We start from the raw sequence: 8,960 nt of genomic DNA, 5'->3' as shown, positions 1-8,960 counted from the left end.
TGTTCAGATAGTCGGCAATTTCTTCCGGAGCCGTAATTTCGGTTTCGGCTTGCAATGAAGAACCGACGGTTTTATCCGTACGCAGAGGCTCGATGGCGGCAGTTACCGCTTCGCGTGCTTCGCGGATTGCCGTCCATTTTTTCACCAATTCGGCTTCGGCTTTTTCATTGATAGACGGGAACTCATGCCATGTGTGGAAGAGGACGCTGTCTTCTTCGCCGCCACCGATGATGTCCCATGCTTCCTCGCCGGTGAAGCACAAAATCGGAGCAATCAGCAGAACCAAACTGCGTGTGATGTGATACAGGGCAGTTTGCGCGCTGCGGCGTGCATGGCTGTCTGCTTTGGTGGTGTAGAGGCGATCTTTCAGGATATCGAGGTAAAACGCGCCCAAGTCTTCCGAGCAGAAAGAAACAATGTCTTTTACGGCAAAGTGGAAGGCATAACGCGGATAGTAATCGCCTGCCAGACGCTCTTGCAGCTGACGCGCCAATACCACGGCGTAGCGGTCAATTTCCACCATGTCTGCCTGTTGCACGGCATCTTCAATAGGATTGAAGTCGCTGAGGTTGGCAAACAGGAAGCTCAAGGTGTTGCGGATACGGCGGTAGCTTTCGGTTACACGTTTGAGGATTTCTTTGGAAATCGCCAATTCACCGCTGTAATCGGTGGATGCCGCCCATAGGCGCAGGATATCTGCACCGAATTCGTTGTAGACTTCTTGAGGCGCGACGACGTTGCCGATGGATTTCGACATTTTGCGGCCGTTTTGGTCAACCACAAAACCGTGGGTCAACAGCTGTTTGTATGGTGCACGACCCATTGATGAGGCGCAACCGGTCAACATGGAGGATTGGAACCAGCCGCGGTGTTGGTCGCTGCCTTCGAGGTACAAGTCAGCCGGCCATTCCAATTCTTCGCGTTGTTTCAAGACGGAATAATGGGTCGAGCCGGAGTCGAACCATACATCCATGGTATCGGAAAGTTTGTCGTAATTTTCACAATCTTCCGCGCTCAAGAGTTCGCCCTTATCAAGAGAGAACCATGCTTCGATGCCTTTTTCTTCGATTTTTTGGGCAACTTTTTCCAACAACTCAGCAGAGTTTGGATGCAGCTCACCGGTTTCTTTGTGAACAAAGAAAGTCATCGGCGTGCCCCAGTAGCGTTGGCGTGAAACCACCCAGTCAGGACGGCCTTCAATCATGGCTTCCAAACGCGCACGACCCCATGATGGGAAGAATTCGGTGTCATCAACGGCTTTGATGGCTTTGTCGCGCAGGGTTTTACCATCGGCACCGGCTTTGTCCATACCGACAAACCATTGACCTGTCGCGCGGTAAATCAGCGGCGTTTTGTGACGCCAGCAGTGTGCGTAGCTGTGTTCGATTTTGCTGCTTGCCAAAAGGTTGCCGGTTTCTTCCAACCATTGCAGGATGACGGGGTTGGCTTCCCAAACGCGCATACCAGCAACACGAGGTGTTTCGCTGATGTATTTGCCTTCGGCATTTACAGGGTTGTAAAGCTCAATGCCGTATTTATTGCAGACAGCGTAGTCTTCCAGACCATGCGCAGGCGCAGTATGCACCAAGCCGGTACCGGCATCGGTGGTCACATGGTCGCCGTTGAGCATGGGAATATCGCGTTCGAGGAACGGATGATTCATGTGCAGGTTTTCCAGCTTGTCGCCGGTGGTTTCGGCAAGAATAGCAATGCCGTCTGAAAAACCGTAACGTTTGAGCGCGTCTTCTGCCAAATCTTTGGCCAACACCAATTTGCCTTTAGGTGTATCAATCAGTTGATACACCACGTCTGCACCAGCTGAAACAGCTTGGCTCGCAGGCAAAGTCCAAGGCGTGGTTGTCCAGATAACGGCAAACGCTTTGCCTTCAATACTTGCCAAACCGAATGCGGCGGCAAGCGCGGCAGTATCTTTAAATGGATAGCCCACGTCAATCGCAGGTGATATTTTGTCTTTATATTCCACTTCGGCTTCGGCCAATGAAGAGCCGCAGTCCAAGCAGAATTGAACCGGTTTCGCGCCGCGGTAGAGATAGCCGGATTTGTAGATTTCGCCGAGCATACGCACGGTATCGGCTTCGGTTTTGAAATCCATGGTCAAGTAAGAATTGTCCCAGTCGCCCAACACGCCCAAGCGGATAAAGTCTTTTTTCTGGCGGGCAATCTGTTCGGCAGCGTATTCGCGGCACAATTCGCGGAAACGGGCTTTAGGCATGTCTTTGCCGTGCAGCTTTTCTACCATCACTTCGATAGGCAAACCGTGGCAGTCCCAACCCGGTACATAAGGCGCGTCAAAACCGGCTTGGGTTTTGCTGCGGATAATGATGTCTTTGAGAATTTTATTGACGGCATGACCGATGTGGATGTCGCCGTTGGCATACGGAGGACCGTCGTGCAAAATGAATTTCGGGCGGCCTTTGGCAATTTCGCGCAGTTTTTGGTAGCGTTTTTGCTCGTACCAGCTTTTCAGCCATGCAGGCTCGCGCTTGGCAAGATTGCCGCGCATTGGAAACGGGCTCTCGAGCAGGTTTACGGTTTTACTGTAATCGGTCATTTTTTGATCTCTATTGTTGCGGTATTTCGGTTTCAGACGGCCTGATTGCTCATTTTAAAAAGAACAGGCCGTCTGAAAAAATTCAAAGGACTTATTGTAGCCCAATTGTCTTGATTTTATAAGCTTCTAGAAGCGTTTCTATGCTTCCCAAACCCTCGCATCTTCCATATCTTGCAAAATTTGGGTTTTCAATGCTTCGATACTCTCAAATTTTTTCTCGTCACGCAGTTTGTGCAGGAAACGGACGAAGATGCGTTGGCCGTACAAATCGCCGTTGAAATCGAACAGGTGGACTTCCAACTTTTGCGAACGATTGTTGCTGACAGTGGGGTTAAAACCAAAACTGGCCACGCCTCGGCGCGTACCGAATGCGCCGTCAGCTTCAACGACAAATACGCCGCTTAACGCATAATGATACGGGGGAAGCTGAACATTGGCGGTAGGCGCATTGATGGTGCGGCCGAGTTTTTGCCCGTGTTTGACCTTGCCGCTTAACACGTAATCATGGCCCAACAGTCTTTTGGCGTATTCCAACTTGCCGTCTGAAAGGGCTTGGCGGACGGCGGTACTGCTGGTACGGATGTCTTCAACGATAACGGACGGCGTGCGTTCGGTTTGCATATCGGGCTGTTGAGCCAAGAGTTCAAAACAACCTTCACGGCCGGCACCGAAACGGAAATCGTCGCCAATCAGCAGATACCGCGTATTGAGCGTTTGGCGCAAAAGCTGGTCGATAAACGCCTGTGCGCTCATATCGGAGAAAGCTTGGTTAAAACGCAAGACCCAAACGGCATCTACACAGCCGGTTTCACGCAAAAGACGCAATTTGGTACGTAGCGGACTGATGCGGTAAGGCAGCTTTTTCCCGGCTTTGCGCGCAAAAAATTCTTTGGGCTGAGGCTCAAAAACAACAACGACAACAGGCAGACCGCGCTGGTCTGCCTCTCGTTTGAGTTTTTGTAGAATGTGTTTGTGCCCGAGGTGTACGCCGTCGAAGTTGCCGATGGTTACGGCGGCTCCTTGCGGAAATTTGGGCGCGTGTCGCTGTCCAAGCCAGATGTTCATGGGTGGTGGGTATTGTGTTTGAATAGGCGGCTATTGTAAACGTTATTGCCGTTTCAATAAACCTTAAGCCGTCTGGAACCAATAAATATATGCTTTCAGATAAATATATGCTTTCAGACGGCCCTAAAGTTTATTAATACCTTACCACCACCAAGGATAACGGCCAAACGGATAGCCCCAATCGTCGTAATAGCGATAGTAACGGGCTTCGCGCAGCTGTTCTTGGGAAATATAGTTTTGCCATGCCATTTTGTAGCAGGCTTGGAACATCGGATCGGAAACTTTGTCGATATATTTGAGGCGGAAGGCTTTTTGTTCCGCGGTTGCGGCACCGGGTTTGCCTTCTTCGTCAAATTTGCGGCGGATCAGCGCGGCAGTTTCCTGATCGCATTGGGCGGCAAGATTGACTTGAAGATCCTGCTCATAACGTTTCTGTGCTTGGGCGCGTGCGGCTTTTTGCTCGGGTGTGGTGGCGCAGGCGGCCAGCAATGCAACGGAGCCAAACAATAAGGTCAGACGGATAGGATTCATCGGATGTTTCCTTATGTTCATATCTTTCTATTAATGTACGCCCTCATTGTGTAATGGGCAAGTGTGGCAACTTGGGAACACTTTAGATTATTTGTTTTTAGCAGCAGGCAGTTGCATATAAAATACACTCTGTATGAATGTTTAACTCCAAACCCACTCAATGAACGCTGACAAACCGCCCCACTCCTACCGATTGCGCCACCACAGGCAACACACGCCGCCGTTTTGGCAGGCGGATCGCCCGTATCTGCACGAACACAATATTTCCGATGCCCGTTTCAGACGGCTGGGCTACATCATGGCCTTTCTTGCCGGTGCGATTAATGCCGGCGGTTACTTCGCATTCTCACGTTATACCTCCCACGTTACCGGCTCAATGTCGCTGTTGGCAGATGTTTTGTATCTTCAAGAGTGGAGTGTGGCCATTATTGCCACGATTAGCGTGTTGTGTTTTGTTGCCGGAGCCGCGCATTCGGGCTGGGTGATTTTATGGACGCAGCAGATGCGTTTCCGTGGCAGCTTTGGGTTTTCCATGTGGCTGGAAGCAGTTTATCTGTTGATATTCGGTTGGTTCGGTATTGCCGCGATGGAATGGGATTTTGGCGGCTCTGATTTTATTATGCCGTCTTTAGCATTGTTTTTATTGTGTTTTATTATGGGTATGCACAATACGGTTATCACGCTTCTTTCCGGCGGTGCCATCCGCTCCACCCACATGACCGGCACGGCGACCGACTTAGGCATTGAAATTTCACGCGCGCTTTATTATTCCAAACAACATCATCCGCGCCTGCCGCACGTCCGCGTCAACAAACCGAAAATGTGGCTTTTAAGCGGCTTGATGCTGTCGTTTTTGCTGGGCGGCGTGGTTGGCGTATGGGGTTATCATTTGGTCGGCCATCATTTCGCCCTGCCCGTTTCCGCCGTTTTGTTCATATTGGGTGCAGGCTCGGTGGGATACGATGTCAAAGTCAGATTGAAATGGGCATTTGTCAGCTGGTATCGCCGTAAAAAGAAAAACCGGAAAAAATCGTAAAGAAACTTACTTTTCATCTGACTGCAAAACAACCAAATAGTCAGAAAAATGCAGAAATGTTTCAGTATTATGTTAACTGGCAAATATTTGCGTAATATCGGGTTAAACCCGTTCTTTTGCGTTTCAGATATTCGGTATCATTAATTCGTAATGACCCACGCGGTTTTTATTCATTTTTTCAGACGGCTTAAGCCGTCATCTAAAAAGAGGATACGACATGAAATTCTTGAAACCCCTGACCGTTATTGCTACTGCAATTCCTTTGGCACTTACCGGCTGTGTAACTGATCCTGTTACCGGCCAACAATCCGCCAGCAAAACCGCTATGTACGGTTTGGGCGGTGCGGCTGTTTGCGGCATCGTTGGTGCACTGACCCACGGCGGTAAAGGCGCGCGCAACTCCGCATTGGCTTGTGGTGCAGTAGGTGCCGGTATCGGCGGTTACATGGACTACCAAGAGAAAAAACTGCGTCAAAGTTTGGCCAACACCAACATCGAAGTTGAACGTCAAGGCAACCAAATCAAACTGGTTATGCCTGAAAACGTAACCTTCGCCACCGGCAGCGCCGCCCTGAGCGGCCATGCTCAAAGCGCCTTGTCTGCCGCTGCGCAAACTTTGGTTCAATATCCTGACACCACTTTGACCATCAACGGCCACACCGACAACACCGGTAACGACGCCATCAACGAGCCATTGTCTCGCAACCGCGCCGAATCTGTTGCCACCTTCCTGCAATCCCGCGGCGTAAGCAGCACCCGTTTGAGCACTTTCGGTTACGGCTCCCGTCAACCCATCGCCTCCAACGCTACTGTTGAAGGCCGCGCACAAAACCGCCGCGTTGAAATCTTGATCAACCCAGACCAACGCGCCATTGATGCCGCTAAAAAACAAATGTAATCCGACATCTGTCTGATTCCCATACTTAAGGCCGTCTGAAATTTCAGACGGCCTTTTTCTTTGTAGATTTTGTTTGCAATTTCTCCTCCTCAATCCAACCCATCATAAAATTTATTCCTTTATTAACAAGACTTTTCAATTTTTTCTTTAAAAAAACTGTATTAATACTCTAATTTTTACACTAACTTAGAGTATAATTCCTAAAATTTTAAAAACACGCCCCATGCCGTCTGAAAAACGGCGGCGAAAAACACACTTATTTATATACACATCAGCCCGTTATCCAGTCCATTTCATAGGATTTCAGACGGCACCATCCAGAATCTATGAAGGAGCATCCATGCAAAACAACTTTGACCCATTGACTATCCGTGGCAAATCACTGATTCCTGTCGTTCAAGGCGGTATGGGTGTAGGCGTTTCCGCATCAAAACTCTCCAGCGCGGTTGCACGCGAAAACGGCGTAGGTACCATCGCCAGCGTCGATTTGCGTCACTTGCACGAAGATTTGCTGGCCGAATCAAAAATCGATTCCAGCGAAGAAAAATACACCCGCCTCAACTGCATCGCGCTTGACCGTGAAATCAAAAAAGCCAAAGCCGATTCAGAAGGCAAAGGCATGATTGCCGTCAACGTCATGAAAGCCGTAAAAGACCATGCCGCCTACGTCCGTCAGGCCTGCGAATCCGGTGCAGACGCGATTGTGATGGGTGCAGGTTTGCCTTTGGACTTGCCGGAAATGACCGAAGGCTACCACAAAGATGTCGCCCTTTTCCCTATTTTGTCTGAATCACGCGGTATCAATATCGTTTTGAAACGTTGGATGAAAAAAGGCATCTTGCCCGATGCCATCGTTATTGAACACCCAGCCCACGCAGCCGGCCACTTGGGTGCGGCAACAGTTGACGGCGTGAACGATGCCAAATTCGAGTTCAAACGCGTTATTGAAGAAACGTTTGAAGTATTCAAAAACTTGGGCTTGGAAAGCGAAAAAATCCCATTGATACTCGCCGGCGGCATGGCAAACTTTGAAAAAGTCAAAACAGCCTTGAAAAACTGGGGGGCGTCCGCCGTTCAAATCGGTACCGCGTTTGCCGTGACCGAAGAAGGCGATGCCCACATCAACTTCAAGAAAACGCTGGCCGGTGCGGAAACCGAAAAAGTGGTTGAATTCATGTCTGTTGCCGGTTTGCCTGCACGCGGCGTGCGCACCAAATTCCTCGACAGCTACATCAAACGCGAGGCCAAATTGCAAGCCAATGCCAAAAACGATCCGCGCCGTTGCACACAAGGCCTGAACTGCCTGACCAGCTGCGGCTTGCGCGACGGTTTGGCTAAAGCCGGTCAATTCTGTATCGATATCCAACTTTCAGCCGCATTCCGCGGTGAAGTCGATAAAGGCCTGTTTTTCCGCGGCAAAGACCCATTGCCGTTTGGCAACGCTATCCGTACAGTTCAAGAAACCATTCATTATCTCTTGAACGGTTCCCTGCCCGTCGTCCCTACCAAATAAACGCATCAATATTCAAAAGGCCGTCTGAAAACATTTAACCCTGTTTTCAGACGGCCTTTTTGTCCCAATCTATCTAAAAAATGCTAAGATTGTTGCCTGAATTTATCCGGCAGAAACATCATGAACCCATTATTAAACCATCTCAAACCCTATCCTTTCGCCCGCCTGCGTGAAGCCATGCAAGGCATTGACGCACCCACAGGCGTAACGCCCATTCATCTGCAAATCGGCGAGCCGAAACACCCGACGCCCAAAGTCATCACCGATGCGCTGACCGCCTCCCTGCACGAACTGGAAAAATATCCGCTGACCATAGGTCTGCCCGAACTGCGCCAAGCCTGCGCCGAATGGGTTGCCCGCCGTTATGATGGTTTGAGCCTCAATCCCGACAATGAAATCCTGCCCGTATTGGGCAGCCGGGAAGCTTTGTTCTCTTTTATCCAAACCGTTTTAAATCCGGCTTCAGACGGCCCCAAACCGGTCGTTATCAGCCCCAATCCGTTCTATCAAATTTACGAAGGCGCGACTATTTTGGGCGGTGGCGAAATCCATTTTGCCAACTGTCCTGCGCCCAGCTTCAATCCCGATTGGAGCAGCCTGCCCGAAGACGTATGGCAACGCACCAAAGTCCTGATTGTCTGCTCGCCCAACAACCCAAGCGGCAGCGTCCTGCAATTAGAAGACTGGAAAGAAATTTTTGATTTGCAAGACAAATACGGCTTCGTTATCGCCTCTGACGAATGCTATTCCGAAATCTATTTTGACGACAACAAACCAATCGGCGGCCTGCAGGCTGCGGCGCAATTAGGACGCGGTACACGCAACATTATTATGTTCACCAGCCTGTCCAAACGCTCCAACGTCCCCGGTTTGCGTTCTGGCTTTGTCGCAGGCGATGCCGAGTTGCTCAAAAACTTCCTGCTCTACCGCACCTACCACGGCAGCGCGATGAGCATTCCCGTCCAACGCGCCAGCATTGCCGCTTGGAACGATGAAGAACACGTCATTGACAACCGCCGCCTCTACCAAGAAAAATTCGACCGCGTCATCCCTATTTTGCAACAGGCGTTTGATGTCAAACTGCCTGACGCGTCGTTCTACATTTGGCTGAAAGTTCCCGATGGCGACGACTTGGCATTCACGCACAACCTGTGGCAGAAAGCCGCTATCCAAGTGTTGCCCGGCCGCTTCCTCGCCCGCGATACCGAGCAAGGCAATCCGGGCGAAGGCTACGTCCGCATCGCTTTGGTTGCCGATGTAGAAAGCTGTGTTAAAGCGGCTGAAACCATGGTTGCTTTATACCGCCGATAAAACAAAGGCCGTCTGAAATTTCAGACGGCCTTTT

The 8,960-nt window shown here is 50.3% G+C and carries 7 protein-coding genes; 4 read left to right on the top strand and 3 right to left on the bottom strand.

Features of this window, described 5'->3' with window-relative positions; genetic code table 11:
- From ileS to Q1M25_RS05895, 3 genes are all read right to left on the bottom strand, one after another.
- A partial coding sequence (gene ileS, locus Q1M25_RS05905; RefSeq protein ID WP_300482844.1) for an isoleucine--tRNA ligase occupies nt 1-2,572 on the bottom strand: 2,572 nt, incomplete at its 3' end.
- 138 nt (nt 2,573-2,710) lie between these two features.
- Nucleotides 2,711-3,637 carry a bifunctional riboflavin kinase/FAD synthetase gene (gene ribF / locus Q1M25_RS05900; RefSeq protein WP_128581759.1) on the bottom strand — a complete coding sequence of 309 codons (927 nt, stop codon included), beginning with the start codon at nt 3,635-3,637 and terminating at the stop codon, nt 2,711-2,713.
- 141 nt (nt 3,638-3,778) lie between these two features.
- Nucleotides 3,779-4,168, bottom strand: coding sequence for a hypothetical protein (locus Q1M25_RS05895; protein WP_150537878.1), 390 nt, complete (start codon nt 4,166-4,168; stop codon nt 3,779-3,781).
- Between the two features lie 160 nt (nt 4,169-4,328).
- Between Q1M25_RS05895 and Q1M25_RS05890 the strand changes: the two genes are divergently transcribed.
- The 4 genes from Q1M25_RS05890 (at nt 4,329) to dapC (ending at nt 8,926) form a co-directional block, all read left to right on the top strand.
- Nucleotides 4,329-5,204, top strand: a complete 876-nt coding sequence (locus Q1M25_RS05890; protein WP_300482840.1) for a YoaK family protein — start codon at nt 4,329-4,331, stop codon at nt 5,202-5,204.
- 217 nt (nt 5,205-5,421) lie between these two features.
- Complete coding sequence (locus tag Q1M25_RS05885; protein ID WP_004520099.1) at nt 5,422-6,102, top strand: OmpA family protein; 681 nt, start codon at nt 5,422-5,424, stop codon at nt 6,100-6,102.
- Between the two features lie 340 nt (nt 6,103-6,442).
- Nucleotides 6,443-7,615 carry a nitronate monooxygenase family protein gene (locus Q1M25_RS05880; protein WP_300482837.1) on the top strand — a complete coding sequence of 391 codons (1,173 nt, stop codon included), beginning with the start codon at nt 6,443-6,445 and terminating at the stop codon, nt 7,613-7,615.
- A gap of 120 nt (nt 7,616-7,735) precedes the next feature.
- Complete coding sequence (gene dapC, locus Q1M25_RS05875; RefSeq protein WP_300482835.1) at nt 7,736-8,926, top strand: succinyldiaminopimelate transaminase; 1,191 nt, start codon at nt 7,736-7,738, stop codon at nt 8,924-8,926.
- Nucleotides 8,927-8,960: the final 34 nt, after the last annotated feature.

Origin of the sequence: uncultured Neisseria sp. (assembly GCF_951230505.1) — a bacterium.
Classification (GTDB): Bacteria; Pseudomonadota; Gammaproteobacteria; order Burkholderiales; family Neisseriaceae; genus Neisseria.
The sequence above is the reverse complement of the archived record's forward strand: the minus strand, read 5'-3'. Positions and strand labels throughout refer to the sequence as shown.

What these genes read in the sequence shown, in the direction of transcription:
- ribF (WP_128581759.1), bottom strand. Translation starts at nt 3,637, where the DNA reads ATGAACATCTGGCTTGGACAGCGACACGCGCCCAAATTTCCGCAAGGA.
- dapC (WP_300482835.1), top strand. Translation starts at nt 7,736, where the DNA reads ATGAACCCATTATTAAACCATCTCAAACCCTATCCTTTCGCCCGCCTG.
- Q1M25_RS05895 (WP_150537878.1), bottom strand. Translation starts at nt 4,168, where the DNA reads ATGAATCCTATCCGTCTGACCTTATTGTTTGGCTCCGTTGCATTGCTG.
- Q1M25_RS05885 (WP_004520099.1), top strand. Translation starts at nt 5,422, where the DNA reads ATGAAATTCTTGAAACCCCTGACCGTTATTGCTACTGCAATTCCTTTG.
- Q1M25_RS05880 (WP_300482837.1), top strand. Translation starts at nt 6,443, where the DNA reads ATGCAAAACAACTTTGACCCATTGACTATCCGTGGCAAATCACTGATT.
- Q1M25_RS05890 (WP_300482840.1), top strand. Translation starts at nt 4,329, where the DNA reads ATGAACGCTGACAAACCGCCCCACTCCTACCGATTGCGCCACCACAGG.